The sequence below is a fragment of the Defluviimonas salinarum genome (genome assembly GCF_026013545.1).
Classification (GTDB): Bacteria; Pseudomonadota; Alphaproteobacteria; order Rhodobacterales; family Rhodobacteraceae; genus Albidovulum; species Albidovulum salinarum.
The window spans coordinates 1-26,142 of the sequence record NZ_JAPDOG010000029.1 but is presented as its reverse complement, the minus strand read 5'-3'; the positions used below and the strand labels follow the sequence as shown (position 1 = coordinate 26,142).

Below are 26,142 nucleotides of genomic sequence, written 5' to 3'. Positions count from 1 at the left end.
GGCTCAGCCCATCAGGTAAATCACGGGGAAGAGCAGCACCCAGACGAGGTCGACCATGTGCCAGAAGGCCGCCGCCGTCTCGACCGGGTAGGGCCGCAGCCTTATCGCCACGAGGCCGAGGATCAGCACCCCGGCCGCGACATGGGCGGCGTGAAAGCCGGTGAGCAGGTAGTAGAAGGTGAAGGCCGCGTGGCTCTCGACCCCGATCCCCTGGGCCGCAAGATCGGCATATTCGAAGCCCTTCACGACGAGGAACACCACCCCGAGTGCCATCGCGAAGGCGAGCCAGAGCCGCCCGGCGCCAAGACGCGCCGCCTCCGCCGACCGCGCGGCCAGCGCTGCCGCGACGCCGCTGGTGACGAGAACCGCGGTGTTGAGCGCCGCGGCCGCCGGATGAAGCGCCGCCTGCGCCGTGGCGAAGCCCGCCGGGTCGGTCGCGCGCACCGCGAGAAAGGCCGCGAGGCCCGCGCCGAAGACCAGCAGTTCCGAGACGATCAGCACCCAGATCATCAGGTCGCCCGGCAGGTCGTCGAACGGCTCCGTCTCGGTCGGCGAGTCGGTCATGCGCCGACGAGCCTGCGGTAGATCTCGGGCAGCGCGGTGATCAGCCGGTCGGGATGCGGCACGAGCGCATAGCCGCCGCGCCCGAACATGCGCGGGAACCACGACTTGCCGTCGCGGTCCACGGTGATGCCGAAGACCGCATGGCCCGCGCGTTCGGCCTCCCGCACCGCCATGCGGCTGTCCTCGATGCCGTGACGGCCCTCGTAATGGTCGAGGTCGTTCGGCTTGCCGTCGGTGATGACGATGAGGAGCCGGCGTTTCTTCGCCTGCCCCGAAAGCTCCGCCGAGCAATGCCGGATCGCCGCGCCGAGCCGCGTGTAGAAGCCGGGGCGCAAGGCGCCGAGGCGCTGCTCCACCACGTCCGTCATCGGTTCGCCGAACTCCTTGCAGCCGGTGACATAGACCCGGTCACGCTTGAGCGAGGAAAAGGCGTGGATCGCGAAGTCGTCGCCGCAGGCATCGAGCCCCCAGGCGAGTGCCGCCAGCGCCTCGCGCTCGATGTCGATGACGCTGCGCCCCGTCACCGCGCTCTCGGTCGAGCGCGAGGTGTCGAGCAGGATCGAGACGGCAAGGTCGCGCGCCACCGGCCGCGTCTGGCGCCAGATCCGCTCGCTCGCGCGGCCGGTGGCGTTGAACTCGACCTGCGCACGCACGGCGGCCTCGAGATCGAGGTCGTCGCCGTCCGGATAGCCCGGCTGCGACATGCGCCCCGGCCTCAGCGCCTCGAACTGACGGCGGACATGGGCGATGCGCCGAATCGCCGCCGGATCGGCGCGGAACGAGGGCACCGCGTCGCCCGGCTCGATCTTGGAGGCGAGGACGCGGGCATGGGCGGCAAGGTACTGGCCGGTCCTGACGTCCCATTCGGGGTAGAGGAACGTGCCCGACAGGGCCTCGCGGTCGACATCCTCGGGCGCGAGATCGAGATGGAGCTTGAGCTTCGTCGCCGGGGCCTTGGAGACCTGGCCGAGGCCGATCTCGTCCTGGTCCTCGGCGGCCTTCTTGGCGGCGTCGTGGTCGTCGTCCTCGACCCGCCGGTTGAGGTTCAGGAACTCGGCCCAGCTCAGGATCGCCTCGAACTTGTGGAGGATGAAGCTGTCCTTGCGCTCGGCCTGATCGGCCTTGCGGCGGCGGGCGCGGGTCGTGCGGCCCTCGCTGTCCTCGGGATTGCCGTCGGTGTCGCGGGTCTCGACCTCCGATCCCGCGGAGGCGTCGGCGGGGCGCAGGTCGGGCCAGAGCGGCACCGGGCGGAACGGGCGGTAGCGGCGCGGCGCCGTCACGTCAGTGGCGCCAAGCAGCGCCTCGGCGCGCGCTGGCAGCGGCGCGGGATCGCCGAGCGCTTGGCGCACCAGCGCCTCCACCGCGGCCTCGGTTTCCGGCAGGGCGGGAAGGTCGCGCTGCCGCAGGTAGGCGCGGGCCAACTCGTCATGCAGCGCCCGGAGCCCCGGCGCGTTTTCCAGCGTGAGGCCAACCATCTCGCGCGCCGCCGCGATGGCGCGCAGGTCGGCGCACAAGGGATCGGTCTCGGCGACCGGGCCGCCGGCATGGGCGGCGGCGGCGGCGAGCCAGACATAGAGCGCGGCATTGGCCTCGCGCATCGGGAAGACCCCGAGCCCCTCGGGCAGGCGCAGAACCTCGCCGTCGAAGCTCGCGCGGGCGACCCGCTCGGCCTCGGTACCGAGGCGGCGGGCGAAGGAGAGCCGGTGGTGGCTCACCTCGTCGCGCGCCGGCCGGAACTCGACCGAAGGCGCGCCGCCCAGGCCGCGAAAAAGAACCGCCAGCCGCCCAGCGACCTCGGAGAGGTCGACGCGGGCTTCGTCATGCGCCTTCGGCGCGTCCAGACGGCTGGCAAGCGCGTGCCACAGTTTCCCGACGCTTTCCTCGGGTTCCCATGGCTCGAACTCGATCCTGCCCATGGCCGGCCTCACCCGAAAACGGCCGTTGCAAGATCGAGCAGCCCGCGTTTGACGTCCTCGTCATCGGTCAGGGGCTCGACCATCGCGACGCGGATCGCGCGGTCGACGCCCATCCCCCCGGCGATCAGCGTCGCGGCATAGACGACGAGCCGGGTGGAAACGCCCTCCTCCAGGTCCTGCCCCTTCAGCCCGCGAAGCTTGCCGGCGAGCCGCACGAGCGAGCGCACACGCCCCTCGTCGAGGCCGCTTTCGCGGGTGACGACGGCGATCTCGTGCTCGGGCTTCGGGAAGTCGAACTCCATCGCCACGAAGCGCTGGCGGGTGGAGGGTTTCAGCGTCTTGAGAATGTTCTGGTAGCCGGGGTTGTAGGAGGCGACCAGCATGAAGCCGGGTGCTGCCTCCAGCTCCTCGCCGGTGCGGTCGATCGGCAGGATGCGGCGGTCATCGGTCAGGGGATGCAGCACAACGGCCACGTCCTTGCGCGCCTCCACCACCTCGTCGAGATAGCAGATGGCACCCTCGCGCACCGCGCGGGTCAGGGGGCCGTCGACCCAGACCGTCTCGCCGCCCTTGAGAAGATAGCGCCCGATCAGGTCGGCAGCGGTAAGGTCGTCATGGCAGGCGACCGTGTAGAGCGGCCGGCCGAGCGCGGCCGCCATATGCGCCACGAAGCGGGTCTTGCCGCAGCCCGTCGGCCCCTTGAGAAGGACCGGCAGGCCGTTGCCATAGGCGGCCGCGAAGATCTCGCACTCGTCGCCGTGAGCGAGGTAGAAGGGGGCCTCGGCCCCCCTCAGGTTGATGTTTCCGTCCATCATCGCGCTCACTCCGCGGCAGACATGGACGCGGCGCCCCGCGCGATGATCTCACGCCGCGGCACGAGCACCGCGTAGATGAAGAGCACCGCACCGAGCACGACCGCCACGCCCGAGCCGAGCCGCATCGCGTAGAAGATCCAGAGCTGGTCCTGCACCTCCATGTAGTTCATGCCGAGGACGCGCTGGAGATGCGTCTGCACGGTGCCCGCGAAGGTCAGCGTGAAGGTCATGAACACCATGCCGCCCGACATCAGCCAGAACGAGGCCATGTTGAGCACCTGGTTGTAGGGGTCGCGCCCTTTCAGGAGCGGCAGCGCGTAGGACATGATCGCGAGGTTCAGCGCGACATAGGCGCCGAAGAAGGCGAGGTGACCGTGCGCGGCCGTGATCTGGGTGCCGTGGGTGTAGTAGTTCACCCCATGGAGCGTGTGCAGGAAGCCCCAGACGCCGGCGCCGAAGAAGGCGAGCGTGGCGCAGCCGAGCGACCACAGGAGTGCCGCCTTGTTCGGGTGGTCGCGGCGGCCCTTCCAGACCATGACGAAGGCGAAGGACATCATCGCGAAGAACGGGATCACCTCGAGCGAGGAGAAGATCGACCCGATCCACTGCCAGTAGGCCGGCGTGCCGATCCAGTAGTAGTGGTGGCCGGTGCCGAGGATGCCCGAGAAGAGGGCGGCGGCAACGATGACGTAGAGCCATTTCTCCACCACCTCGCGGTCCACGCCCGTCAGCTTCAGCATCAGGTAGGCGAGGATCGCGGCCATGATCAGCTCCCACACGCCTTCGACCCAGAGGTGGACGACATACCACCAGTACTGCTTGTCGAGCGCGAGGTTCGACGGGTTGTAGAAGGCGAAGAGGAAGAGGAGTGCGAGGCCCCAGAGGCCGAGGAGCAGGATGTTGGTGATCGCGGTCTTGCGACCCTTCAGCACCGTCATCGTGACGTTGTAAAGGAAGATCAGCGCCGCGACGACGATCCCGGCCTTCACCCATTTCGGTTGTTCGAGGAACTCGCGCCCCTCCTTGCCGAGAAGGAAGTTCCCCTCGAAGAGGTTGAAGAGATAGGTCACGACCACGCCCGCCGTGCCGAGCACGAGGATCGCGAGCTGGATATAGGCGAGCTTGGTCGAATGGATCTCACGCTCGGCCTCTTCCGGGATGAGGAAGTAGGCCGCACCGAAGAAGCCGGTGATCAGCCAGACGACGAGGCTGTTGGAGTGGAGCATCCGGCCGATGTTGAACGGCAGGATCTCCGATAGGAAGTTCGGGGCGACATAGATGTAGCCCAGGACGAGGCCCATCGTGACCTGAACCGCGAAGAGCGCGAGCGCGACCGCGAAATAGGCGAGGGCGATTTTCTGAGTCTGATATTTCATGATCGTCCCTCCTCAGCCCGCGTCGTTCGGGGGCCAGTCCTGCGTGCGGATCTTGTTGGTCCACAGCAGGAAATCGGTAAGCTCGCGGTATTCCTGATCGCTCAGGCCGAAATTCGGCATCTGGCGGCGGCCTTCGATGCCGGTGGGCATCGCGTCCATCCAGGCTTTCAGCGACTCGTAGGCCGCTTCGGGGTCGTCCGCGACACCCCAGCGGGTCATCACGTTGCCGAGTTCGGGCGCGAAATAGGCGCCCTCGCCGAGAATCGAATGGCAGTTGATACAGGCGTGCTTTTCCCAGATGTGCTTGCCGGCGGCCACGCTTTCCGTCAGCCCCGCTTTGTCGGTCGAGGTGTTGACGATGTAGAAATGGCTGTGGGCCGACAGCCCCAGGAAAATCACGATGAAGAACAGGGAGCCGCCGTAGAAGACGTTCCTCGCCATGCTCTTGGTCATGACTTCGCGCATTGCGCTCTCCTTTTTCGGAGCGGTTTCAGTGACGCGACAAAGCCCGGAAAACCGTTGCGGCGCCTTAACATAAGTCAAGCAGCAACGCGGCTATGCCCATTCGTTCGACCGGGCGCCTTGGGCGCGTCCTCGCGCGGCGCGCGCGGCCCCCAGAAGGCGGGCCACAGCGCCACCGTGGCGAGCAGGAAGGCCGCGAGCCACAGCGCGCCCGAGACGAGCATCGCCGGCATGTAGAGATCCGGCGGAAGTGCCGCGCCGCCCCAGCGCACAAGGGCCGCGAGCGCGACGAGCACATAGCCCGCCGCCACCGGCCCCGGCGCGACGAGCGGGCGCCCGGTATGGCCGAGCGTCGCCCGACTCATCATCGCCAGCGTCATGCCGCCCACCGCGCCGATCGCGACGAGGTGGAGGGCGGCGTTCTCGTCGCCGATGCCGTGCCGGGCGAGACCGTAAGCGATCATTCCGAGCCCGAGCATCAGGTAGGCGAGATGCAGCGCCCAGAGAATCGGCCGCGCCGCCGTCCAGAGCCCGCGCCAGCCCGCGAGCCGGGCGAGCAGCGCCGCGCCGGCGAGGAGCGCGATGGCGCCGGTGATCGCAGCCGGCAGCCCCGCGAAGATCGCGAGCGGCAGCGCGATGGCGCCCGCGTTGCCGGCGATCTCAAAGGGACGCCGCGACACCGGCAGGCCGGTCTCGCGGCCCGACTGGACCATCGCGTTGCGGGTGAAGGCCGGCGTCACTCGCCCGCCGAGAACCGCGATCATCGCCGCAAGGCCGAAGAGCCCGCCGCGCAGGCCGGCCTCGAGCGTATCGGCGGTCACGCCGATCCATTCGAGATGCACCATCAGGTTGCCGGTCCAGACGATGGCGATGAGGCCGAGGAACATCACGTTCTGCGGCTTCGGCCGGCGGATGAGCTGGGTCGCGATCTTCGCCGCGAGAACCGGCAGGAAGGCAAGGTCCGCAACCGCGACGATGACGGGCGGCAACGTACCAACCGACCAGAGCGCGACCCGCCCGAGAAGCCAGAGGAGGGCGGCGGTCGCGATGAAGAGATGCCGCGCCGCCTTGGCGCCGGTCCAGTTCGGCACCGCCGTCAGGAAGAATCCGCCGAGAGCTGCCGCCGCGTAGCCGAAGACCATCTCGTGCGCGTGCCAGAGCTGCGGCGGCACCGCATCGGGGACAAGCCCCGCTAGCCCGCCCATGCCCGTCGCGACGGCGGCGAGCCAGGCCTCCCATACCGCAACGGCAAGGATCGCGTAGAGAGCTGCGGCGAGGAAGAAGACTCGAAAGCCCTCTCCGAAAAGCCGTTTGATGGCGGTCATTGGGAATCTCCGGTCGCACCCGGCGCCCGGCTGCGGCGCTTCAGGATCGTGCAGGTGGTGGCGTCGTGATAGATCACCTGGCAGCGCAGGCAGAGGACGCATTCATTGGGATTGATCCGGCCCAGAGGGTCGATCGCGCCGACGGTGCATTTCGTCTCGCAAAGCCGGCATTCGCGGCCGCATTGCGGGCGCCGCTTCAGCCAGTCGAAGATCTTCAGCTTCGCCGGGATCGCGATGCCCGCGCCCAGGGGGCAGAGATAGCGGCAATAGAACCGTTCGACGAAGAGCCCGGCGACGAGCAGAAGGGCGACGAAGGCCAGGAATGGCCAGGCACGCAAGAATCGCAGGGAAATCGCGGTCTTGAACGGTTCCGCCTCGGCCAGCACCAGCGCGTCGTGCATCGAGTAGAACGACAGCGCGAGGATCGCGAGGAAGAGCGTGTACTTGATCACCCAGAGCCGCTCGTGCAGCGCCTGCGGCACCGCGACCTGCTTGACGCCAAGCCGCGCGGCGGCATTGTTCAGAAGCTCCTGCAGCGCCCCGAACGGGCAGAGCCAGCCGCAATAGACCCCCCTGCCCCAGAACAGGAGGCCGAGCGCGGTGAAGCTCCACAGGATGAAGATCACCGGATCGACGAGGAAGGTCTCCCAGCGGAATCCAGTCAGGAGCGAATGAAGGAAAGCCACGACCTGCACCACCGAAAGCTGCCCGTTCAGCCCCCAGCCGAGAACGACAAGCGTGGTGGCGAGGAAGCCGAGCCGCACCCGGCGCCAGAGCATCGGCCGGCGCACGAAGCTCTCCTGCAGGAAGAGGATCAGCGTCAGCACCGCGAGCATCGCCAAGACGATCACGATGGCGGGGCGCTTGTTCTGCCAGGCCGAGCGCCAGAGCGGCTCCGGTTCGGGCGGCGGCGCCAACTGAAACGCGTCAGGCAGCGCGTAGTCGGCGCCGATGACGGTCGTGACGTCATCCCTGCCGCTCTCGGCCGGACGGGTGGCGGTGATCTCGACCCGGAAGGGCTCCTTGGGATCGAAGCCCTCGGCGGCAAGGCGGTAGATGCCGATCTCCTTCACCGCCGGGGCGCCCTCGATGTGGAGCTTCTTGACGAAGATGTAGTCGTCCTTCGTCGGCTGCAGGCGGACGCCGCCCTGCACCACGGCGATCCGGTCGAAGCTGCCGCTCTGGCGCCAGGCGGTGCCGCGCGGCGAGTGCAGCCCCGACGAGATGAGGATCAGCGCGACATCCTTGGCCCCGAGCGCGCCGATGGCGCGGGTGAAGTTCTGCTGGCCGAGGAGATTGCGCCCGACGGTCGGGGGGTCGATCAACCCGGCCCAGAGGTCGAGGAACGGCGCTTCCCCCTCGGGTGGCGGGTTCTTTCCGCCCTGGAGAACCGCCCGCGCTTCGCTGAGAGTCATCGTCGCATGGGCCAGCGCACCGGTGGCGACGAGCCCCTGCCAGTCGAGCGCGGTGTAGCCGACGCGGTCGATCCCGCCGGTCTCGGAGATCAGGCCGCGGCCGATCGCGAGCGCGCGCGCGGTGCGCAGGATACCGTCGCGGATCGCGGCGGTCGAGACGGTCGCGCGCGAGATGATGTCGGGCATGTCGGCGCGCGCGTCGGCCAGGCTCTCGCGCGGGGCGGTCAGGTCGACACCGGCGAAACCGTCCACGTAGCGGGCGATGTCGGCATCCGAGATACCGAGCGTCAGGACCGGCTCGGCATGGGCCATCAGTTGCGCCCCGGCGATCCGCCCGTCGGGCGCCAGCGCAACGATCACGTCGAGTGGGCGCCCGGAATAGCCGACCGAGCCCGCGATCTCCCAGGTCGAGCCGAGATGGCCGAGGACCGAACCGCCTGCTTCGGCGCGCCAGCCCGGCACCGCGCCCTCCTCGCGGATCACCGTCACCGGACCTTCGGCGCCAAGAAGCTGCGCCGCGAGCACGGCATCGGGCTCCGCCGGCGCGATCGCATCGGCGGCGAGCCCCGCGGCTTGGGCCACGGTGGCGAAAAGTGCGAACAATCCGGCGGCCAGAAGGCGCCGGACCGGACTGATCAGGGGCATCGGAGCCTCCGGGCTCGGACTGTCGCGCCAAACTGCGCCGGGGGGATTTTGTCTACCTTGATCAAAGTCAAGGTGCGCCCGCGGGCTTCGGTGCAGCGTCTTCCTGCCTCACCAGCGATCGGAGATACCCGTCATGAATACTCAGCCAATCCGTGGCAGGCGGCGCCTGCTCGCCAGCGCGGCCCTTGCCGTGGCGCTTGGCGCGTCGGGCGCAGTCGCGCAGGAAAAACCAGCCGACCATGTCGACGGCCCCGCCGCCGCCTACGAGCCGAGCATGACGACGCTCGGCCAGCTCCAGCTGGAGATTCCCGGCCGCAAGGCCGACGACCCAGTGATGACCCAGGAGGAATTCAACGAAGCCTCGACCATCTACTTCGAGCGTTGCGCCGGCTGCCACGGCGTTCTGCGCAAGGGCGCGACCGGCAAGCCGCTGACGACCGACATCACCCGGGCGAACGGCTACGAGTACCTACAGAGCTTCATCAACTACGGCTCGCCCGCAGGGATGCCGAACTGGGGCACCTCGGGCGAGATGACCGAGGCGCAGGTCGACCTGATGGCCCGTTACCTGCTTCTGGAGCCGCCGGCGCCGCCGGAATTCGGCATGCCGGAAATGCGCGCGAGCTGGAAGCTGATCGTGCCGCCGGCGGACCGCCCGACCGAGAAGATGAACGACATCGACATCGACAACCTGTTCTCCGTCACCTTGCGTGATTCCGGTCAGGTTGCGCTGATCGACGGCAAGACCTACGAGATCCATGCCGTCATCGACACCGGCTACGCGGTCCATATCAGCCGCATCTCGGCCTCGGGCCGCTATCTGTTCGTGATCGGCCGCGACGCGCTCGTCAACATGGTCGACCTCTGGATGGAGACCCCGGCGACGGTCGCGCAGATCAAGGTCGGCTCCGAAGCCCGCTCGATCGAGACCTCCAAGATGGAGGGCTACGAGGACAAGTACGCCATCGCCGGCAGCTACTGGCCGCCGCAATACGTGATCATGGACGGCGACACGCTCGAGCCGCTGAAGATCGAATCGACCCGCGGCATGATCTACGACGAGCAGACCTACCACCCCGAACCGCGGGTGGCCTCGATCGTGGCCTCGCACTACAACCCGGAATTCATCGTCAACGTGAAGGAGACCGGCAAGATCCTCCTGGTCGACTACTCGGACATCAAGAACCTCAAGGTGACCGAGATCGAGGCCGAAAGGTTCCTGCATGACGGTGGCTTCGATTCGACCAAGCGCTACTTCCTCGTCGCGGCCAACGCGCGCGGCAAGGTGGCGGTCGTCGACACCAAGGAAGGCGAGCTGACCGCTCTGATCGAGACCGGCGGCGCGACCCCGCATCCGGGCCGTGGCGCGAACTTCGTCCACCCGGTCTACGGGCCGGTCTGGGCGACCTCGCACCTCGGCGACGAGACCGTGGCGCTGATCGGCACCGATCCGGAAGGTCATGCCGATCATGCCTGGAAGATGGTGCAGAGCTTCTATGCCCTCGGCGGCGGCTCGCTCTTCATCAAGACCCATCCGGAGTCGAACCACCTCTATGTCGACGCTCCGCTGAACCCGGACCCGGAAATCTCGGCCTCGGTCGCGGTCTTCAAGATCGACGAGATGACCGAAGCGGAGCCGGAATACGTGACGCTGCCCATCGGCGAATGGGCCGGCATCGCGGAAGGCCAGCCGCGCGTCGTTCAGGGCGAGTTCAACAAGGAAGGCACCGAAATCTGGTTCTCCGTCTGGAACGGCAAGGAGCAGGAATCGGCGATCGTCGTGGTGGACGACAAGACGCTTGAACTGAAGCATGTGATCAAGGACCCGCGCCTGATCACGCCGACCGGCAAGTTCAACGTCTTCAACACCCGTCAGGACGTCTACTGACACCTTTCGGGGAGGGCCGGTAGCGGCCCTCCCCTCCCAAGCCAGCCGAACCGGAGTGCCGCTGCGATGACAACCGAGGGTCAGGTCCATCTCGTCGGCGCCGGGCCGGGCGACCCGGAGCTTCTGACGCTCCGCGCCCACCGACTTCTTTCCGAAGCCGACGTGATTGTGTACGACCGCCTCGTCTCGCCCGAGATCATGGCGCTGATCCCGGCCGCGACGCGGCGGATTTCCGTCGGCAAGGCCACCAGTCACCACACGATGCCGCAGGAGGCGATCAACCGGCTCCTCGTCGATCTCGCCCGCCAGGGGCTCAATGTCGTGCGCCTCAAGGGCGGCGACCCCCTGATCTTCGGGCGCGGCTCCGAGGAGGCAGAGGCGCTCCGCGATGCCGGCATTGCGCATGACTACGTTCCCGGCATCACCGCCGCTCAAGGAGCGGCCAGCACCACCGGCGTGCCGCTCACCCATCGCGGCCTCGCGACCGGCGTGCGCTACGTCACCGGGCACCGTGCCGCCGATGCCGCACTCGACCTCGACTGGGACGGGCTCGCCCGGCCCGACACGACGCTCGTGATCTACATGGGCGCCGCGACCATGGCCGCGATCGCCGCCGAACTCATCCGCCGTGGCCGACCCGCCGATCTGCCCGCGATGGCGGTCGCCTCGGCGACCACGCCGCGCGAGGCTCGCGTCGTCTCGACGCTGTCGCAGGTGGCCGAGGAGGCCGCCGGACTGGAGGCGCCGGTCCTTTTCATCGTCGGCGAGGTCGTCTCGCTCTGCGTGGCCCAGCCGCTGCCCGAACTCCTCACCGACCTGCCGATGGTGGCCAATGCGTAGCCTCCTCGCCCTCGCGATCCTCGGCCTCGCCCTGCCCGCCGCGGCGATGGAGGCCACCGACGCGGCCCGCCTCGAACGGCTGGTCGCGCAGGATTGCGGCTCCTGCCACGGGCTGACGCTGAAGGGCGGGCTCGGATCGCCGCTCACGCCCGAGGTCCTGGCCGATGCCGAACCCGAGGGCCTCGCCTCGATCATCCTCGACGGCGTGCCCGGAACGGCAATGCCCCCGTGGCGGCCGCTCCTCACCGAGGAGGAGGCGCTCTGGATCGCCCGTTACCTCAAGGACCCGTCGCAATGAAATACGTGCTTCTTGCCCTCCTCATGGCGACGCCCGCGCTGGCCGACGAATACCGCGCGACCGGCGATCTCGGCCTCATCGTCGAGCGGGCGACCGGCTCGCTCGTCGTCGTCGACCAGTCCGACCGCGCCGCGATCGGACGGATCGAAGGTCTGGGCGACCTTTCGCACGCCTCGCTCGTCTATTCACCGGACGAACGTTATGCCTATGTCTTCGGCCGCGACGGCGGGCTCTCCAAGGTCGACATCCTCAGCCGCGAGATCGTCGCCCGCGTCCTGCAGGCCGGCAACTCGATCGGCGGCGCGATCTCGGATGACGGCACGCTCGTCGCGGTCTCGAACTACGAGCCGGGCGGGGTCCGGGTCTTCGACGCCAAAACGCTGGAGATGGTCGCCGACATCCCGACGGCGTCGAAAACTATCGGCCTCGTCGATGCGCCCGGCCGGCGCTTCGTCTTCACGCTCTGGGACAAGGGCGAGACCTGGATCGCCGACATGAAGGGGGCCGAACCGGCGATCACCAAGGTCACCGGCATGGGCACCAATCCCTATGACGCGCTTCTCGCCGGCGACGGGCGGACCTACATCACCGGGCTTTTCGGCGAGGACGGCCTGACCGCGCTCGACCTCTGGGACGAAACGCCGGAGCCGATCCGGGTGCTGCCCGGCTACGGCCGCGGCGAGGAGGAGTTGCCGGTCTACAAGATGCCGCATCTGGAGGGCTGGGCCGAGGCGGCGGGCGAGTTCGTCCTGCCCGCGGTCGGCCATCACGAGGTCCTGTGGATCGACGCCAGCGACTTCACCGAGACAGGTCGCACCCAGACCCACGGCCAGCCGGTCTTCGCGATGGCGCGCCCCGACGGGCGCCAGGTCTGGGTCAACTTCGCCCATCCACTGAACGACACCGTGCAGGTGATCGACCGGATGACGCACGAGGTGATCCACGAGATGAAACCCGGCCCCGCCGTCCTCCACATGGAGTTCACGCCGCGCGGCCACGAGGTCTGGATCTCGGTCCGCGACGAGAACCGCGTCGACATCTACGACACCGAGACCTTCGAGAAACTGGGCGAGGTGGCGGCGGAAAGCCCCTCGGGCATCTTCTTCACCGCCCGCGCCCACCGGACGGGACTGTGACCATGACGATGATGCTGCGCCCCGAGGACAAGCGGCTGATCGAGGCCTGGCAGCGCGACCTGCCGCTCGTGCCGCATCCCTTCGCCGAGATCGGTGCCGCGCTCGGGCTGTCGGAGGAGGAGGTGTTGGCGCGGCTCCGCCACCTTGCCGCGATGGGCGCCATCGCCCGCGTCGGCGGCACCTGCCGGCCGAACACGATCGGTGCCTCGACGCTCGCGGCGATGGAGGTGCCCGACCTACGCGTCGACGAAGTCGCCGCCATCGTCGGCGCCGAACCGGGGGTAAATCATTCGTACCTGCGCGAAAATGCGCTCAATCTCTGGTTCGTCGGCACCGGGCCCGACCGGCTTCATCTCGACGCGACCCTCGCGCGGATCGAGAAGCGCACCGGCTTGAGGGTCCTCGACCTGCCGCTTGTCCGCGCCTTCAACGTCGATCTCGGCTTCCCGCTCGAGGGCGAAAGGCGGATGCCGCCGGCCTCCGCCCCGGCCGACCTCAGCGCCATCCGTCCCGACGACGGCGCGATAATCCAGGCGATGACTGACGGGCTCGCGCTGGTCGCGCGCCCCTTCGCGGCGCTTGGCGACGATCTCGGCCGGGCGGAGATGGAGGTGATCTCGCGGCTCCGGGCCCTGACCGAGGCGCGCATCCTCACCCGGCTCGGCATCATCGTGCGCCACCGCGCCATCGGCTGGCGCTCGAACGCGATGGTCGTGTGGGACGTGCCGGAGGCCGAGATCGACCGGGCGGGCCCCGCGCTCGCCAGCTATCCCGGCGTCACGCTCTGCTACCAGCGCCGCCCGGCGCCGGGGAAATGGCGCTACCGGCTCTATTCGATGATCCACGCCCGCACCCGCAGCGAGGCGCTCGACATCCTCACGGGCGCGGCCGACCTGCCCGAGCTTAGGGACAAGGACCACGAGGTCCTCTTTTCGCTGCGCTGTTTCAAGCAGACCGGTGCGCTGGTTCACGACCGCGGCACGGTGGCGGCATGAGACGCGCAGCCCTCCCCGAAGGCGCGCTCGACGCGACCGACCGGCGCATCCTCAACGCGCTGCAGGAGGGCTTTCCGATTGCCCCCAGACCTTTCGCCGAGGCCGGCGCGGCATTGGGCCTTGCCGAACAGGAGCTGATCGACCGCATCGCCCGCCTGAAGGAGATCGGCGCGGTCACCCGCTTCGGCCCGTTCTATGACGCCGAAGCGATGGGTGGCGCCTTCTGCCTCTGCGCGATGGCGGTGCCCGAGGCGCAGTTCGACCGCGTTACCGAGATCGTCAACGCCTTCCCCGAGGTCGCCCACAACTACGCCCGCAGCCACCGGCTCAACATGTGGTTCGTGCTGGCAACCGCGACGCCGGAGGAGATCGCCGCCACCGCCGGGAGGATCGATGCCGCGACCGGGCTCCCGGTCCTGCGCTTCCCGAAACTGAAGGAATTCTTCATCGGCTTCCGGGTGACGGCATGAGGATCGACGCAACCGACCGCCGGATCATCGAAGCGACCCAAGCCGGGCTGCCGCTGGTGGCCGAGCCCTATGCCGAACTGGCCGACCGGCTGGATATCCCCGAGGACGAACTCCTCGGGCGGCTCTCGGCGATGCAGGGCCGCGGTATCATCCGCCGCATCGCGCTCGCGCCCAACCATTACGCGCTCGGGATGGCCGCGAACGGGATGAGCGTCTGGGACGTCGCCGACGAGGCCGCCGAGCGGCTTGGCGCGACGGTCGGGGCGCTTCCCTTCGTGTCGCATTGCTACCTGCGCCCCCGCGCCCTGCCCGGCTGGCCCTACAACCTCTTCGCGATGATCCACGGCACCACGCGGGACGAGGTGGAGGCGCTGCGCACCGAGATCGCGGCGCTTCTCGGCGACGCGCTCCGCGCCTCGGATATCCTCTATTCGACGCGGATCCTGAAAAAGACCGGCCTCAGGCTGAAGACGGAAGGAGGCTAGAATGTTCCGGCTGACCCAGTACATGCAGGAGCTTGTCCACCCGACCCCGGTGCGTCGCCGCACCGGTCCAGTGAAGCCGGTGGTGATCTGGAACCTGACCCGGCGCTGCAACCTGCGCTGCCGCCATTGCTACACGACCTCGGCGGACGTGCATTTCCCCGGCGAGCTTTCCCACGAACAGGCGATGGGTGTGCTCGACGACCTGCACGAATTCGGCGTCTTCGCGCTGATCCTCTCGGGCGGCGAGCCCCTGTCGCGCTTCGACTTCTTCGAGCTGGCCGAACGCGCCCGCGACCTGAAGTTCCGCCACCTGTCGCTGTCGACGAATGGCACCAAGCTGACCGGCGATACCGCGCGGCGGGTGGCCGATCTCGGCTTCGACTATGTCGGCATCTCGCTCGACGGGATCGGCGAGCGGAACGACTGGTTCCGGGGCGTCGAGGGAGCCTATGCCGAGGCGCTTCAGGGCGTGCGCGACTGCAAGGCGCAAGGCATCAAGGTCGGCCTGCGCTTCACCATTACCGAGAGCAATGCCGAGGACCTGCCCGGGATGCTTGACCTCTGCGAGGCCGAGGGGGTGGACAAGTTCTACCTCTCGCACCTCGTCTACGCCGGGCGCGGCGACAAGCACCGGGGCGAGGACACCGATCACCAGCGCACCCGCCGTGCGATGGACCTCCTGATCGACCGCGCCTGGGACGCGGTCTCGAAGGGCCGGCCGCTGGAGATCGTCACCGGCAACAACGACGCCGACGCGGTCTATTTCCTGCGCTGGGTCGAGCGCAACTTCGATGCGGGCAAGGCCGCGCATGTGCGGGCGCATCTGGAAGCCTGGGGTGGCAATTCCTCGGGCCTCGGGGTCGCGAATATCGACCACCAGGGCCGCGTGCACCCGGACACTTACTGGTCCGACTACACGATCGGCAGCGTTAAGACCGAGCCCTTCTCTTCGCTCTGGACCGGGGCGGACCCGATGCTCGCGACGCTGCGCCAGCGCCCGCGCCCCCTCAAGGGCCGCTGCGGCGCCTGCGCCTTCAAGGAGGTTTGCGGCGGCAATACCCGCATCCGCGCCCTGCAGCTGACCGGCGATCCCTGGGCCGAGGACCCCGCCTGCTACCTTTCCGCCGAGGAAATCGGCGTCGAGGAGTCCGACCGTCTCACCGTCGCACCCTTCCGGGGCAAGAGCCATGATCCTGCGCACCGTTTCTTCTAGCCTCCTCGCCGCGCTCGCGCTGGCCTCCGCCCCCGCCCTCGCCGATCCCGCCGCGCTCTACTCCGAGCACTGCGCGAGCTGCCACGGCGAGAACCGCCTCGGCGGCACCGGCCCCGCGCTGATCCCCGAGACCTTGGGCCGCATGCGCGGCCCCGCCGTCGAGGACGTCATCGCCCACGGCCGCCCGGCGACGCAGATGCCCGCCTTCGCCGAAACGCTCCGGGCCGAGGACATCGCGGCACTTGCCGCCCATCTCGGCGAACCGCTCGCCGAGGTGCCGGAATGGACCGAGGCCGACATCGACGGCACCCGCGAGATGGTGGCCGACTACACCCCGGCCGCAGCGCCGGTCTTTTCGGGCGATCCGATGAACATCACGCTCGTGGTCGAGACCGGCGATCACCATGTCAGCGTGCTCGACGGAGACACGTTCGATGTGCTCGACCGCTTCGCCACGCCCTTCGCGGTTCACGGCGGCCCGAAATTCTCGCCCGACGGCCGCTACGTCTTCATCATGTCGCGCGACGGCTGGGTGCAGAAATACGATATCTGGTCGCTCCACGAGGTCGGCCGGGTCCGCGCCGGGCTCAACTCCCGCAACATCGCGATGAGCCATGACGGCAAGTGGCTTGCGGTCGCCAACTACCTGCCGATGACGCTGACGATCCTCTCGACCGAGGATCTGAGCGTCGCGAAGGTGATCGACGTCATCGGCCGCGACGGCACTGCCTCGCGCGTCTCCGCCGTCTACCAGGCGCCGGAACGCAAGAGCTTCGTCCTCGCCCTCAAGGACACGCCGGAGATCTGGGAGGTCGCGACCGACCCGGATGCCGGGCCCTATCACGAGGGCTTCGTCCACAGTTTCGAGGCCGGGATGGAGGAATCGCTCGCCGCGGAACAGGGGCTGTTCGCGCGGCGCCGGATCATGGTGGACGAGCCGCTCGACGATTTCTTCTTTACCCCCGACTACGCCAACCTGATCGGCGCGAGCCGCGCGGGCGACAAGGGAGTCGTCGTCAACCTCATCGTCGGCCGGCCGATCGCGGAACTGCCGCTGCCGGGGATGCCGCATCTCGGCTCGGGCATCTCCTGGATGCGGGGCGGCCACCGGGTGATGGCGACGCCGCATCTGAAGGAGGGCGTGCTCTCTGTGATCGACATCGACGACTGGACGATCTTGACGACGATCGAGACCGAGGGGCCGGGCTTCTTCCTCAGGAGCCATGAAAACAGCCCCTATGTCTGGGCCGATGTCTTCTTCGGGCCGAACAAGGACGCGATGCAGATCATCGACAAGGAGACGCTGGAGATCGTGAAGACGCTCAACCCGGCGCCGGGCAAGACCGTCGCCCATACCGAGTTCACCCGCGACGGCAGCCATGCGCTGGTCTCGATCTGGGAGGATGACGGCGCGGTCATCGTCTATGACGCCAAGACCTTCGAAGAGGTGAAGCGGCTGCCGATGCGCAAGCCCTCAGGAAAGTACAATGTCTGGAACAAGATCACCTTCTCGGACGGCACCAGCCATTGAGGGCCGTTGGCCGGTCTGGAAGCTCGGGCTGCTGCTCTATCCCTTCGCCGCCGCCGCGGTGGCGATCAACCTCTTCATGCTGGCGCTGATGGGTCAGGCGATCGGGCTCACCGCGCTGTCGCCGGTCACCACGCTCTGGCTCTCGCTGCCCTTGGGCATCCCCGCGACCTGGGCCGCGGGACACTGGGTGCGCCACCTCCTCGACGAGGCAGCGCGGTAGAACCGGGTCCGAGCGGAAGAAACCACGCCAGGTTCAGGTGCCTCCCCTCCCCCTCGTGGGGAGGGGATGGGGGTGGGGGGCAGCCCCCCTCCCTCTCCCTCCCCCACAAGGGGGGAGGGAAGCGCCCGGCCGCATCCGCGCGCCGCTGCATCGGCCAAGCTCCGGCTCAGAGCGCGAAGAGCCGCGAGGCGATCGGCGCGGAGCCGGTCAGCCCCGCGAGGACCCGCATGTGCCAGCCGAGCGCGAGGTTGGACGAGATCACCGGCTTGCCGATCCGCCGCTCGGCCTCCGCCGCGATCCCCGCGACGCGGAGGTTGGTGCAGGAGACGAAGACCCCGTCGCACTCGGCCATCGCATCGACCGCCTCGATGGCCGAAAGGATGCTCTCGGGCGCGATCCGGGCCACCACGCGGTCGTCGCCCTCCTCGAACGAGCCGAATCCCGCGATCTCGAGCCCGTTCGCCTCCAGAAGCGCCCGCATCGCCGCCGAGACGCTCTCGACGTAAGGCGTCACGAAGCCGAGCCGCTTCAGCCCGAGCGCCCGGCAGGCCGCCATCGTCGCGCTGACCGGATCGGTGACCCTGGCGCCGGGCCGTGCCCGGTTGATCGCCCGCGCGACCCCTTCGGGGCCAATCACGGTCGCGCCCGAGGTGCAGCCATAGCCGATCACGTCGAAGGCCACCTCGGGCAGCATCCCTGCCGCCTGCGGCAGCGCCGCCTCCATGCTGGCGAGCGTCTCGGACGTCACCTCGGGCGGCATCTCGATCCGGCTGTGATAGAGCGCGACGCCGTTCGCAGGTAGCAGCACCCGCATTTCGTTTTCCAGCGTCTCGTCGGCGGGAAGCACGATGAGGCCGAGCGTGGCCCCCGGCCCCATGCCCGCGTCGGTCGCGAATGGCAGCTTCATCGCCCCTCCCTCAGCCGATCACCGGCAGATCCCGCGCGGCGCGCGTCGACAGCAGGACCGGTGCGCCATCGGTCACGACGATGTTCTCCTCGTGCACCATGATCCGCCCGTCACCGTAGCTCAGCGAGGGCTCAAGCGTCAGCACCATGTTCGCCTCGAGCACGGTCTCGTCGAAGAGAGCATGCGACGGCCATTCGGTGAGCTGCATCCCGAGCCCGTGGCCCAGCCGCCCGACATCGCCCGGCCCGGTGTCGTATTCGGCGATCACGCCCTGCATCGCCCGGAAGAGGTCGCGGCAAGTGACACCGGGGCGCGCGGCGGCAAGCCCCGCCTCGGTCGCGCGCCACAGCACGTCATAGGCCCGGCGCGAGGCGTCGTCGGCGCGGCCCACCGCCCAGTTGCGGTCGAAGTCACAGAAATAGCCGTCGAAGACCGAGCCGGTGTCGAGCATCAGGATGTCGCCCGCCTGCAGCGGCCGCGACGAGGGCGGCGAGATCACGTCGTGATAACCGCCCTGATCGGCGCCGCCGACGAGATAGGGCACGTCGTCAGCCCCCTCCTCCAGACAGGCGCGGCGAAAGGCGCGGAAGGTCTCTTCCAGCGGCTGGCCGGAATGGACGAAGTCCGGCACCCGCGCGAAGGTGCGCGAGGCGATGGCGCAGATATGGCCGATCTTCTCGATCTCGCGCGGCGATTTCACCATGCGGAGCCCGCGGATGATCGGCGTCGCGTCGGCGATCTCCAGCCCCGGCAGCCCGGCGATCAGCCGCTCGTAATCGCCCAGCGGCATCCGGAGCTGCGTCTCGTGCCCCTTCGGCAGGCCGATCTTCGCCCCGCGCCCGGCATAGGGCGCGAGCAGGTCGGTCAGGAGCCCGATCCCGTCATCCTCGGGCGCGGGCGCGGACCAGGTACGGATATCCTCGACCCAGGTCCGCCGCATCAGCGCCGCGCCGATCTCGGGGATCACCGCGACGGGCTTGCCCTTCGCCGGCAGAAAGAGGAACCACGGCCGGGTCGGGCTTTGCCAGAAGAGCGTCTGGTAGCCCGAGAAATAGCGCACCTCGGCCTCGGTCATCACCAGGATGCCGTCGAGCCCGGCGCCCGCCATCAGCGCTTGCGCGCGGTCGAGCCTCGCCTCGAACTCGGCCGTCGGAAAGCCGCGTTCGGGGACGCTCATCGCGCGGCCCCGGCCATGATGCGGTCGTAGATCGCGGCATCGGTCACGCCCTCGGAGCCGATCACCAGCACGACCGAGCCCGCGTCGAGCCCGAGCGCCGCGCGCAGGCTCTCGTCGCCCGCCGCGGCGATCACCGCGGCAAGGCCCGCGACCGCGGATTCGCCCGCCTTGATCGCCGGATCCTTGCCCTCCGGCCGCGCGAGGCGGCGCATCGTCGGCGCGACGTAGTCGTCCGGGATGGTGAGGAAGTCCGAGGCTTCCTCGGACAGGATCTTCCATGCCAGCGTCGAGGGTTCGCCGCAGGAGAGCCCGGCCATCACCGTCTCCTCGGCGATGGCGACCGGTGTGGCCCGGCCCTCCTTCGCGCTCTCGTAGAGGCAGGCGGCGAGGTCGGGCTCGACGATCACCACGCGGGGGCCGGCCTTGCCCCATGCCTGGCGCAGCGCCGCGGTGACGGAAGCCGCGAGCCCGCCGACGCCGCCCTGCAGGAAGACATGGGTCGGCGGCGTCTCCATTGCGCCAGTCACCTCGTTCGTCATCACGCCGTAACCCGCCATCACGTCGCGCGGCGGCTGGGTGTAGCCCTCCCACGACGTGTCGGAGACGACGAACCAGCCGTTCGCCTCGGACTCCTCGCGCGCCGCGCGCACCGAGTCGTCGTAGTCGCCGTCGACCACAACGACCGTCGCGCCCAGATCGCGCATCGCGTCGATCCGGCCCTGGCTCACATCCCTGTGGACATAGATCCGGCACGGCGCGCCGAACATCCGCGCGCCCCAGGAGAGCGAGCGCCCGTGGTTGCCGTCGGTCGCCGAGGCGAGCGTGATCTTCGCCGCCTCGCCCGCGAGCTTGCCGCTGCGGATCTCCTCCAGCGCGACCTCGCGGCCGAGCCGGCGCGACAGCTCGCGCTGCAGGACGCAAGCGCCGGCATAGGCACCGCCCAGCGCCTTGAAGCTGCCGAGCCCGAAGCGCGGCCCCTCGTCCTTGTAGAGGATCGCGGCCAGCCCGAGCTCGCGGGCGAGATCGCCGAGCCGGTGCAGTGGTGTCGGCGCGTAGCCTGGCCACTGGGTGATCTCGGCGATGGCGCGGGCGAAGTCTGCGCGGGTCAGCACCTCCTCGGCGGCGGCGCCGGGGGTGGGGTCGACATGGACATGGCCGATCTTCGCGGGGTCGAAATGCTGGGTCATGCGCTGTCTCCTCCTCGCGCTGCGTTGGGTGATGGGTAGCGCATTCCGGCGTACGATTTCGGGATATGAGTGACGGAAACCGTCCGATTCTCGTCGATCATGTCACAAGAACGTGCGAAATTCGGACACCATCACACCGGAAGCCTCTCATGCCCGAAAGACTCGCCGCTCTCGACCCGTTCGACGTCCGTCTACTAGAGCTTTTGCAGGAGAACTGCCGCCGCACCGCCGAGCAGCTTTCCGAGCATCTCGGCCTCTCGCCGGCGGCGGTGCAGAAACGGCTGAAGCGGCTGCGCGAGACCGGCGTGGTCGAGCGCGAGATCGCGATCCTCGATCCCGGAGCGGCCGGGCGCGGGATGACGATCATCGTCGAAGTCTCGATGGAGCGCGAGAACCTCGGCGTGCTCGAAAGCTTCAAGCGGCGGATGCAGGAGGCGCCCTTGGTGCAGCAATGCTACTACACCACCGGCGAGGCGGATTTCACGCTGATCCTCGTCGTCAGGGACATCGCCGAGTACCAGACCTTCACGCAGGAGAATTTCTTCGGCACGCCCGAGGTCAGCAAGTTCAAGACGTCGATCGTGATGGACCGGGTGAAGGTCGGGCTCGGCGTGAGTCTAGACGCCTGAGCGATCTGGACGGGAGGCGCGGAAAGGGGTCTTCTGGGCGGGCGGTTTGGAACGGAGCGGAGACGATGGCGGAACTTGAACGGCGGATCGCGGCGGGGCGCGGGGACGAGCCGGCCGATATCGTCCTGAGGGGCGGGCAGGTCTTCGACGTCGTGACAGGGGCGATGATCGCGGGCGACGTCGCCGTCTGCGGCGACACTATCGTGGGCATCGGCGCCGACTACGAGGGGCGCGAAGTGATCGACGTCGCGGGGCAGGCGCTGGTGCCGGGCTTCATCGACACGCATCTGCATATCGAAAGCTCGCTCGTCACCCCGTTCGAGTTCGACCGCTGCGTCGCGCCCCGCGGCATCACTACCGCGATCTGCGACCCGCACGAGATCGCCAACGTGGTGGGTGTGGACGGCATCCGCTACTTCCAGGAGGCGAGCCGCCATACGCTGATGGACATCCGGGTGCAGCTCTCCTCCTGCGTGCCGTCGACGCATATGGAGACCGCCGGTGCCCGGATCGAGGCGGCGGATCTGGCACCGCTGATGGGCCATTCCTCGGGCATCGGGCTTGCCGAGTTCATGAACTATCCCGGCGTGATCCACCGCGATCCCGGCGCGATGGCGAAGCTCGCGCTCTTCGAGGGCGGCCATGTCGACGGCCATTGCCCGCAACTTTCGGGCCGCGACCTCAACGCATATATCGCCGCCGGCATCCGCACCGAGCACGAGGCGACCACCGCCGAGGAGGCGCTGGAGAAGCTGAGGAAGGGGATGCGGGTGCTGATCCGCGAGGGCTCGGTCTCGAAGGACCTCGAGGCGCTGGCACCCGTTCTGACCGAAGCGACCTCGGCCTATCTCTGCCTTTGCACCGACGACCGCAATCCCCTCGACATCGCCGAGCATGGCCATCTCGACTACATGATCCGGCGGCTGATCGAAAAGGGCGCCTCGCCGCTCGCGGTCTATCGCGCGGCGTCGCTGTCGGCGGCGGAGGCCTTCGGGCTGAAGGACCGCGGTCAGATCGCGCCGGGCAAGCGGGCCGATATCGTCGCGGTCGACAGCCTCGAAGGCTGCCACGCCCAACTTGTCCTCTGCGCCGGGCGGCGCGTCGATGATGCCGCCTTTGCCGCGCGGCAGACGATCCCCCCGGTCGGGCGCGGCTCGGTCAAGGCGCCGGTCGTGCGGGCCGAGGATTTCCGCGCCCGCGCCAACCGGACCGAGACCGACGTCATCGGCATCATCGAGGGCAAGATCATCACCACGCATCTGCGCGAGGAAATCCCGATCACCGATGGCGACAAGCGCCCCGACCTCACCCGCGACCTGATCCGCATCGCGGTGGTGGAGCGGCACGGCAAGAACGGCAACATCGCCAACGGCTTCGTGAAGGGCTTCGGGCTGAAAGCCGGGGCCATCGCCTCGACCGTCTGCCACGACCACCACAACATCGCCGTCGTCGGCGCCGACTATGCCGACATGGCGCTCGCCGCGAACCGGCTGGGCGAGATCGAGGGCGGCTTCGTCGTGGCGCAGGGCGGCAAGGTGCTCGCCGAGCTCGCGCTGCCGGTGGCGGGGCTGATGAGCCTCGACCCGTTCGAGACGGTGCGCGACCGGCTGGTGGCCCTGCGCGCGGCGGCGACGGGGCTCGGCGTCACGCTGGAGGAGCCGTTCCTGCAGCTCGCCTTCCTCGCCCTGCCGGTGATCCCCGCGCTGAAGATCACCGACCGGGGCATGGTCGACGTGACTAGGTTCGAGATCATTCCGGGGTGAAGAGAGGTGGAATAGCCAGATGACCAGTGTTCCGCTTCTAGCCCAACTCACGAATGCTGCACGATGGCTCAACGCCCGCTTCTAAACATCTCTACATCGGAGCGAACGTTGCGTTTTTCTCGAGATCGCTCAGTCAGAAAGGCACAATTTGTTGCCGTCAAGGTCTCTCACGTAAGCGGAGTACTTTGGCCCGCGCTGATTTGGCGCTCCCTCGCATTTGCCGCCAAGTTGAATGGCCAATCCGTGCATCCTTTCAACGTCATCCTTTGTACCAACGCAAAAGCCAACCATCGTGCCATTTCCATTGGTGGCAGGCATTGTGTCGTACGGTATCGCCGTTGCGAAGGCAAAGTCCTCTCCCACCCAATAGGTCATGCGATCTGACGGGGAAACGGATTGAAGCCCCGCCCCCTCAAAGAGCGCATCGTAAAAGGCTCTTGCTGCGTCCATGTCATTTGTACCGACAACGAAGTAGTTCATTTTCATAGATTTATGTCCTGTTCTGTTAGAGAGCCATCTTGCGGCTCGGAAAGGCTAGAGATCGGCAACGAACTCCGCCTGAACAGCGTCTTATTGCTAAATACGCCATTATATGTCCTATTTGATGAATGATCCGAACAAGTGCCCATGAGAGGCTGCGACGGCTTGAGCTGCTCGCCGTCCAACTCAAGCAGGACGTTCACTGCACAGTCAAAGATCTGGCCCGGCAACACGGCGTAAGCACGCGCACGATAACGCGCGATCTGTCTTTTATGCGCGACCAAGGGATGCAGATCGACGCAGACCGAGGGCGCGGCGGTGGCGTGCGCCTGGATCGGAACTGGGGTGTGGGCAGACTGAACCTGTCCTACGCCGAAGCGGTCGATCTTCTCATTAGTTCGTCCTGAACAACGCTTTCAGGCGGCTATAAGCGCCTGAGGTGGTCGATCCGGGCGGGTCATGGCGTTCAGAATGGTTGCGATGACGAGCGCAAGCCAAGCCCTGAGATGGGCGAGGATCTTGCGGATGTTGTGGCCGCAGGCGCAGAGCACGGCAAATAGCGCGTCGCCGATGGTGCCTTTCAGGGGGCAGCGTGCCAGACGGCCGTCGGTTTTCATGTGGCCGATCTCGGCCTCGATGGCGCTGCGGCGTCGGAGGTCGGCAATCAGTTTTGGCGTCAGGCCGCGCCGGGTGCCGCTGATCAGGACGCGGGTCGCCGCCACGCCGTGGCCGCGATAACCGCGGTCGACGACGGCCAGGCCGGGGCGCTGGTCGGTCAGGATCTCCACCTGTTCCAGCGCCGGGGCCAGGGTATGGCCATCATAGGGATTGCCAGGAAAGCTGCGCATGCCCACCACGAAGCCCTCGTCCAGCGTCGTTGCCACGCTGACCTTGCAACCGAACTCGTAGCGCACCCGGGCCTTGCCCTTGGAGATGCAATCGACCTCCGGCTCGTGCAGGGCATAGATCTTGTCGCTGCCCTTGGGCTGCTGGTGCAGCAGCTGGGATACCAGCGCAAGTTTGGCAACGATCCGGTCCCGCAGCGTGCCCTCTGGGATGTCGTCGAGGTGGCGGCGCAGGTCGCGCATGACCCGACCGGTATAACCTTTCAGCTTTTTCAATGCCTTGCGCATGCGCTTGAACTGCTTCGCATGGGCGTAGCGACCGACCTGCAGCGCCAGCCGCGGGGCAAGGCGGGCATAGGATTGCCGCAGCTCCACCCCGGCGCCTCGCGCCAGAGCCACCAACTGATCCCGCGCACGCTCATAGAGCCGGGCGTCGGTGGGGTGGGCGATGGCCTTTTCCATCACGGTCGTATCGACTGCCACACGCTTCACGCTGTCCTCGTCGATGGCGCCGGATTTCTGCCCGGCCCGGATCGTCTGGGTCAGCAGCCATTCCACCCCTTCCTCGCCGATGCGCCCGCGCCAGCGGGTCAGCGAGGACGCATCGATCGGTGGGCGATGCTGAAAGAACACCTCGCCGGTGAAGTGCTGGTAATAGGGGTTCTCGACCCACCGGGCGACGACCGCCTCATCCGACAGCCGATAGGCGTGCTGAAGGTAGAGCAATCCCGCCACCAACCGCGGCGACGTCGCCGGCCGTCCGGTGGCCGACGGAAAGAAACCAGCCCATTCCCGCTCGAACACTTCCCAGTCGATCAGCGCCGCGAGCTTCACCAGCTCGTGCCGCAGATCGATCATGTCGACCAGCCGTGGGCGCGGCAGATCATCCTGTTCCGGCGGGCGAGAGCGGTGCTTCATGGACGGGACCGAAATTGCAGGGTTTCCGCCGCAAACATACGAAATCCTGCAGATGATCGCGAGAGAAACCGAAAGATTTCAACGCAAAATCAATGCGATGGGAGTTGTTCAGTGCGAACTCGGTAACGGGGCCGATCCAGTCAAGCGGTTTTGCGCATGCGGGATGCGCCGCTGGACCGCGGCTTTCTTCTTTGAACAAGTGATCTGCTTCCCTGTTTGGCAACCTTCGCCTGAGATCGACCCGGGTGCATGCTTCGGTCCGTGGTCGGCGCGATGGCCGCCAACATGATGCTGGTTCAATGCAATTCCGGTGTGCCCATCTCATTGGCGTGCTCGATGTGATCGGCATCAGTCCTGAGCACGGCATCACCGGAACCGCGTCCCGTGGGGACCTCGAAGGCCCGCGATCAGGCGGGCAGCAGTCTGGATTCTTTGTCTTCAGCTGGCATGAAGCGCCGGAACATCGACGCGGAAGTCGGTGTCATCTTTCCACATCCGGTGCAGTATCACGGCGATGCGCCGCGCCAAGGACATGTAGGCCAAGACGTCGTGCTCGCTGGCGTCCATCAGATCAGCCAGCTTGGGCCAACGGGGGCGCAGTTGCTCGGCGACCTTGCGCCAGGTCTCGCCGGCATGGGTGCG

26 protein-coding genes and 1 pseudogene are annotated in these 26,142 nt (G+C 67.8%); 14 read left to right on the top strand and 13 right to left on the bottom strand.

The genetic code is table 11. The features are described 5' to 3' along the window. Positions 1–3: 3 nt before the first annotated feature. From OM960_RS21040 to OM960_RS21010, 7 genes are all read right to left on the bottom strand, one after another. Entirely contained in the window at positions 4–564 is a 561-nt protein-coding gene (locus OM960_RS21040; protein ID WP_264773358.1) for a cytochrome c oxidase subunit 3, read from the bottom strand. Continuing rightward, complete coding sequence (locus tag OM960_RS21035) at positions 561–2,480, bottom strand: nitric oxide reductase activation protein NorD (protein ID WP_264773357.1); 1,920 nt, start codon at positions 2,478–2,480, stop codon at positions 561–563. The genes OM960_RS21040 and OM960_RS21035 overlap by 4 nt, the downstream gene beginning before the upstream one ends. A gap of 8 nt (positions 2,481–2,488) precedes the next feature. After that, positions 2,489–3,292 carry a CbbQ/NirQ/NorQ/GpvN family protein gene (locus OM960_RS21030; RefSeq protein WP_290428730.1) on the bottom strand — a complete coding sequence of 268 codons (804 nt, stop codon included), beginning with the start codon at positions 3,290–3,292 and terminating at the stop codon, positions 2,489–2,491. 8 nt (positions 3,293–3,300) lie between these two features. Next, complete coding sequence (locus tag OM960_RS21025; RefSeq protein ID WP_263336653.1) at positions 3,301–4,671, bottom strand: cbb3-type cytochrome c oxidase subunit I; 1,371 nt, start codon at positions 4,669–4,671, stop codon at positions 3,301–3,303. A gap of 12 nt (positions 4,672–4,683) precedes the next feature. After that, entirely contained in the window at positions 4,684–5,136 is a 453-nt protein-coding gene (locus tag OM960_RS21020) for a c-type cytochrome (protein WP_263336655.1), read from the bottom strand. Positions 5,137–5,210: 74 nt separating this feature from the next. Continuing rightward, entirely contained in the window at positions 5,211–6,458 is a 1,248-nt protein-coding gene (locus OM960_RS21015; protein WP_264773356.1) for an NnrS family protein, read from the bottom strand. Further along, on the bottom strand, positions 6,455–8,518 hold the full coding sequence (locus tag OM960_RS21010; RefSeq protein WP_264773355.1) for a NosR/NirI family protein: 2,064 nt from the start codon (positions 8,516–8,518) through the stop codon (positions 6,455–6,457). Before OM960_RS21010 ends, OM960_RS21015 begins: the two co-directional genes overlap by 4 nt. Positions 8,519–8,651: 133 nt before the next feature. Here OM960_RS21010 and OM960_RS21005 point away from each other — a divergent pair, with 133 nt between their 5' ends. The 10 genes from OM960_RS21005 to OM960_RS20960 all read left to right on the top strand — a co-directional run bounded on the left by OM960_RS21005 (position 8,652) and on the right by OM960_RS20960 (position 17,594). Continuing rightward, the gene (locus OM960_RS21005) at positions 8,652–10,406 is read left to right on the top strand and encodes a nitrite reductase (protein ID WP_263336660.1); all 1,755 of its coding nucleotides are present in this window, start codon (positions 8,652–8,654) and stop codon (positions 10,404–10,406) included. Positions 10,407–10,472: 66 nt separating this feature from the next. Further along, the gene (gene cobA, locus OM960_RS21000; RefSeq protein WP_264773354.1) at positions 10,473–11,246 is read left to right on the top strand and encodes a uroporphyrinogen-III C-methyltransferase; all 774 of its coding nucleotides are present in this window, start codon (positions 10,473–10,475) and stop codon (positions 11,244–11,246) included. Then, positions 11,239–11,544, top strand: a complete 306-nt coding sequence (locus OM960_RS20995) for a c-type cytochrome (protein ID WP_264773353.1) — start codon at positions 11,239–11,241, stop codon at positions 11,542–11,544. Before cobA ends, OM960_RS20995 begins: the two co-directional genes overlap by 8 nt. After that, positions 11,541–12,680 carry a cytochrome D1 domain-containing protein gene (locus tag OM960_RS20990; RefSeq protein ID WP_263336665.1) on the top strand — a complete coding sequence of 380 codons (1,140 nt, stop codon included), beginning with the start codon at positions 11,541–11,543 and terminating at the stop codon, positions 12,678–12,680. Before OM960_RS20995 ends, OM960_RS20990 begins: the two co-directional genes overlap by 4 nt. 2 nt (positions 12,681–12,682) lie before the next feature. Continuing rightward, positions 12,683–13,675, top strand: a complete 993-nt coding sequence (ahbB, locus tag OM960_RS20985) for a siroheme decarboxylase subunit beta (protein ID WP_264773352.1) — start codon at positions 12,683–12,685, stop codon at positions 13,673–13,675. Continuing rightward, positions 13,672–14,145 carry an Lrp/AsnC family transcriptional regulator gene (locus OM960_RS20980; protein WP_264773351.1) on the top strand — a complete coding sequence of 158 codons (474 nt, stop codon included), beginning with the start codon at positions 13,672–13,674 and terminating at the stop codon, positions 14,143–14,145. The genes ahbB (OM960_RS20985) and OM960_RS20980 overlap by 4 nt, the downstream gene beginning before the upstream one ends. Then, the gene (gene ahbB / locus OM960_RS20975) at positions 14,142–14,630 is read left to right on the top strand and encodes a siroheme decarboxylase subunit beta (RefSeq protein WP_264773350.1); all 489 of its coding nucleotides are present in this window, start codon (positions 14,142–14,144) and stop codon (positions 14,628–14,630) included. The genes OM960_RS20980 and ahbB (OM960_RS20975) overlap by 4 nt, the downstream gene beginning before the upstream one ends. Position 14,631: 1 nt before the next feature. Then, a complete protein-coding gene (nirJ, locus tag OM960_RS20970) occupies positions 14,632–15,843 on the top strand; it encodes a heme d1 biosynthesis radical SAM protein NirJ (protein ID WP_264773349.1) in 1,212 nt (403 codons plus the stop codon). Next, positions 15,818–17,374 (top strand): nitrite reductase, encoded by a 1,557-nt coding sequence (locus OM960_RS20965; protein WP_264773348.1) that lies wholly within the window; start codon positions 15,818–15,820, stop codon positions 17,372–17,374. Before nirJ ends, OM960_RS20965 begins: the two co-directional genes overlap by 26 nt. Beyond that, on the top strand, positions 17,331–17,594 hold the full coding sequence (locus OM960_RS20960; protein WP_264773347.1) for a hypothetical protein: 264 nt from the start codon (positions 17,331–17,333) through the stop codon (positions 17,592–17,594). Before OM960_RS20965 ends, OM960_RS20960 begins: the two co-directional genes overlap by 44 nt. A gap of 166 nt (positions 17,595–17,760) precedes the next feature. Here OM960_RS20960 and OM960_RS20955 read toward each other — a convergent pair whose 3' ends face one another. From OM960_RS20955 to OM960_RS20945, 3 genes are read right to left on the bottom strand one after another with little or no spacing between them, the layout of a single operon-like run. After that, positions 17,761–18,501, bottom strand: a complete 741-nt coding sequence (locus OM960_RS20955; RefSeq protein WP_264773346.1) for a maleate cis-trans isomerase family protein — start codon at positions 18,499–18,501, stop codon at positions 17,761–17,763. 10 nt (positions 18,502–18,511) lie between these two features. Further along, the gene (locus OM960_RS20950) at positions 18,512–19,678 is read right to left on the bottom strand and encodes a M24 family metallopeptidase (RefSeq protein ID WP_263336680.1); all 1,167 of its coding nucleotides are present in this window, start codon (positions 19,676–19,678) and stop codon (positions 18,512–18,514) included. Next, positions 19,675–20,865 (bottom strand): diaminopropionate ammonia-lyase, encoded by a 1,191-nt coding sequence (locus tag OM960_RS20945; protein WP_264773345.1) that lies wholly within the window; start codon positions 20,863–20,865, stop codon positions 19,675–19,677. The genes OM960_RS20950 and OM960_RS20945 overlap by 4 nt, the downstream gene beginning before the upstream one ends. A gap of 149 nt (positions 20,866–21,014) precedes the next feature. On the opposite strand from OM960_RS20945, the gene OM960_RS20940 reads away from it, so the two are divergent. Next, entirely contained in the window at positions 21,015–21,494 is a 480-nt protein-coding gene (locus OM960_RS20940; protein WP_264773344.1) for an Lrp/AsnC family transcriptional regulator, read from the top strand. Positions 21,495–21,559: 65 nt separating this feature from the next. After that, a complete protein-coding gene (gene ade / locus OM960_RS20935) occupies positions 21,560–23,257 on the top strand; it encodes an adenine deaminase (protein ID WP_264773343.1) in 1,698 nt (565 codons plus the stop codon). Positions 23,258–23,386: 129 nt separating this feature from the next. Here ade and OM960_RS20930 read toward each other — a convergent pair whose 3' ends face one another. Beyond that, positions 23,387–23,743: a VOC family protein gene (locus OM960_RS20930; protein ID WP_264773342.1), complete on the bottom strand. Its 357-nt coding sequence runs from the start codon at positions 23,741–23,743 to the stop codon at positions 23,387–23,389. Positions 23,744–23,865: 122 nt separating this feature from the next. On the opposite strand from OM960_RS20930, the gene OM960_RS20925 reads away from it, so the two are divergent. Continuing rightward, positions 23,866–24,144 (top strand): helix-turn-helix transcriptional regulator, encoded by a 279-nt coding sequence (locus OM960_RS20925; RefSeq protein ID WP_264773341.1) that lies wholly within the window; start codon positions 23,866–23,868, stop codon positions 24,142–24,144. Positions 24,145–24,153: 9 nt separating this feature from the next. Here the strand turns inward: OM960_RS20925 and OM960_RS20920 are convergent, their stop codons facing one another. Next, positions 24,154–25,500: an IS5 family transposase gene (locus OM960_RS20920; RefSeq protein ID WP_264773340.1), complete on the bottom strand. Its 1,347-nt coding sequence runs from the start codon at positions 25,498–25,500 to the stop codon at positions 24,154–24,156. Positions 25,501–25,552: 52 nt separating this feature from the next. On the opposite strand from OM960_RS20920, the gene OM960_RS20915 reads away from it, so the two are divergent. Further along, positions 25,553–25,789 carry a hypothetical protein gene (locus OM960_RS20915; RefSeq protein WP_264773339.1) on the top strand — a complete coding sequence of 79 codons (237 nt, stop codon included), beginning with the start codon at positions 25,553–25,555 and terminating at the stop codon, positions 25,787–25,789. Positions 25,790–25,938: 149 nt separating this feature from the next. Here the strand turns inward: OM960_RS20915 and OM960_RS20910 are convergent. Further along, positions 25,939–26,142 (bottom strand): annotated as a pseudogene (locus OM960_RS20910) (hypothetical protein); the annotation flags it as partial.

Bases quoted from the DNA above. Each gene is read 5' to 3' on its own strand.
- OM960_RS21040 (WP_264773358.1), bottom strand. From the start codon at position 564: ATGACCGACTCGCCGACCGAGACGGAGCCGTTCGACGACCTGCCGGGC.
- OM960_RS21035 (WP_264773357.1), bottom strand. From the start codon at position 2,480: ATGGGCAGGATCGAGTTCGAGCCATGGGAACCCGAGGAAAGCGTCGGG.
- OM960_RS21030 (WP_290428730.1), bottom strand. From the start codon at position 3,292: ATGGACGGAAACATCAACCTGAGGGGGGCCGAGGCCCCCTTCTACCTC.
- OM960_RS21025 (WP_263336653.1), bottom strand. From the start codon at position 4,671: ATGAAATATCAGACTCAGAAAATCGCCCTCGCCTATTTCGCGGTCGCG.
- OM960_RS21020 (WP_263336655.1), bottom strand. From the start codon at position 5,136: ATGCGCGAAGTCATGACCAAGAGCATGGCGAGGAACGTCTTCTACGGC.
- OM960_RS21015 (WP_264773356.1), bottom strand. From the start codon at position 6,458: ATGACCGCCATCAAACGGCTTTTCGGAGAGGGCTTTCGAGTCTTCTTC.
- OM960_RS21010 (WP_264773355.1), bottom strand. From the start codon at position 8,518: ATGCCCCTGATCAGTCCGGTCCGGCGCCTTCTGGCCGCCGGATTGTTC.
- OM960_RS21005 (WP_263336660.1), top strand. From the start codon at position 8,652: ATGAATACTCAGCCAATCCGTGGCAGGCGGCGCCTGCTCGCCAGCGCG.
- cobA (WP_264773354.1), top strand. From the start codon at position 10,473: ATGACAACCGAGGGTCAGGTCCATCTCGTCGGCGCCGGGCCGGGCGAC.
- OM960_RS20995 (WP_264773353.1), top strand. From the start codon at position 11,239: ATGCGTAGCCTCCTCGCCCTCGCGATCCTCGGCCTCGCCCTGCCCGCC.
- OM960_RS20990 (WP_263336665.1), top strand. From the start codon at position 11,541: ATGAAATACGTGCTTCTTGCCCTCCTCATGGCGACGCCCGCGCTGGCC.
- ahbB (WP_264773352.1), top strand. From the start codon at position 12,683: ATGACGATGATGCTGCGCCCCGAGGACAAGCGGCTGATCGAGGCCTGG.
- OM960_RS20980 (WP_264773351.1), top strand. From the start codon at position 13,672: ATGAGACGCGCAGCCCTCCCCGAAGGCGCGCTCGACGCGACCGACCGG.
- ahbB (WP_264773350.1), top strand. From the start codon at position 14,142: ATGAGGATCGACGCAACCGACCGCCGGATCATCGAAGCGACCCAAGCC.
- nirJ (WP_264773349.1), top strand. From the start codon at position 14,632: ATGTTCCGGCTGACCCAGTACATGCAGGAGCTTGTCCACCCGACCCCG.
- OM960_RS20965 (WP_264773348.1), top strand. From the start codon at position 15,818: ATGATCCTGCGCACCGTTTCTTCTAGCCTCCTCGCCGCGCTCGCGCTG.
- OM960_RS20960 (WP_264773347.1), top strand. From the start codon at position 17,331: ATGTCTGGAACAAGATCACCTTCTCGGACGGCACCAGCCATTGAGGGC.
- OM960_RS20955 (WP_264773346.1), bottom strand. From the start codon at position 18,501: ATGAAGCTGCCATTCGCGACCGACGCGGGCATGGGGCCGGGGGCCACG.
- OM960_RS20950 (WP_263336680.1), bottom strand. From the start codon at position 19,678: ATGAGCGTCCCCGAACGCGGCTTTCCGACGGCCGAGTTCGAGGCGAGG.
- OM960_RS20945 (WP_264773345.1), bottom strand. From the start codon at position 20,865: ATGACCCAGCATTTCGACCCCGCGAAGATCGGCCATGTCCATGTCGAC.
- OM960_RS20940 (WP_264773344.1), top strand. From the start codon at position 21,015: ATGCCCGAAAGACTCGCCGCTCTCGACCCGTTCGACGTCCGTCTACTA.
- ade (WP_264773343.1), top strand. From the start codon at position 21,560: ATGGCGGAACTTGAACGGCGGATCGCGGCGGGGCGCGGGGACGAGCCG.
- OM960_RS20930 (WP_264773342.1), bottom strand. From the start codon at position 23,743: ATGAAAATGAACTACTTCGTTGTCGGTACAAATGACATGGACGCAGCA.
- OM960_RS20925 (WP_264773341.1), top strand. From the start codon at position 23,866: ATGATCCGAACAAGTGCCCATGAGAGGCTGCGACGGCTTGAGCTGCTC.
- OM960_RS20920 (WP_264773340.1), bottom strand. From the start codon at position 25,500: ATGAAGCACCGCTCTCGCCCGCCGGAACAGGATGATCTGCCGCGCCCA.
- OM960_RS20915 (WP_264773339.1), top strand. From the start codon at position 25,553: ATGATCGCGAGAGAAACCGAAAGATTTCAACGCAAAATCAATGCGATG.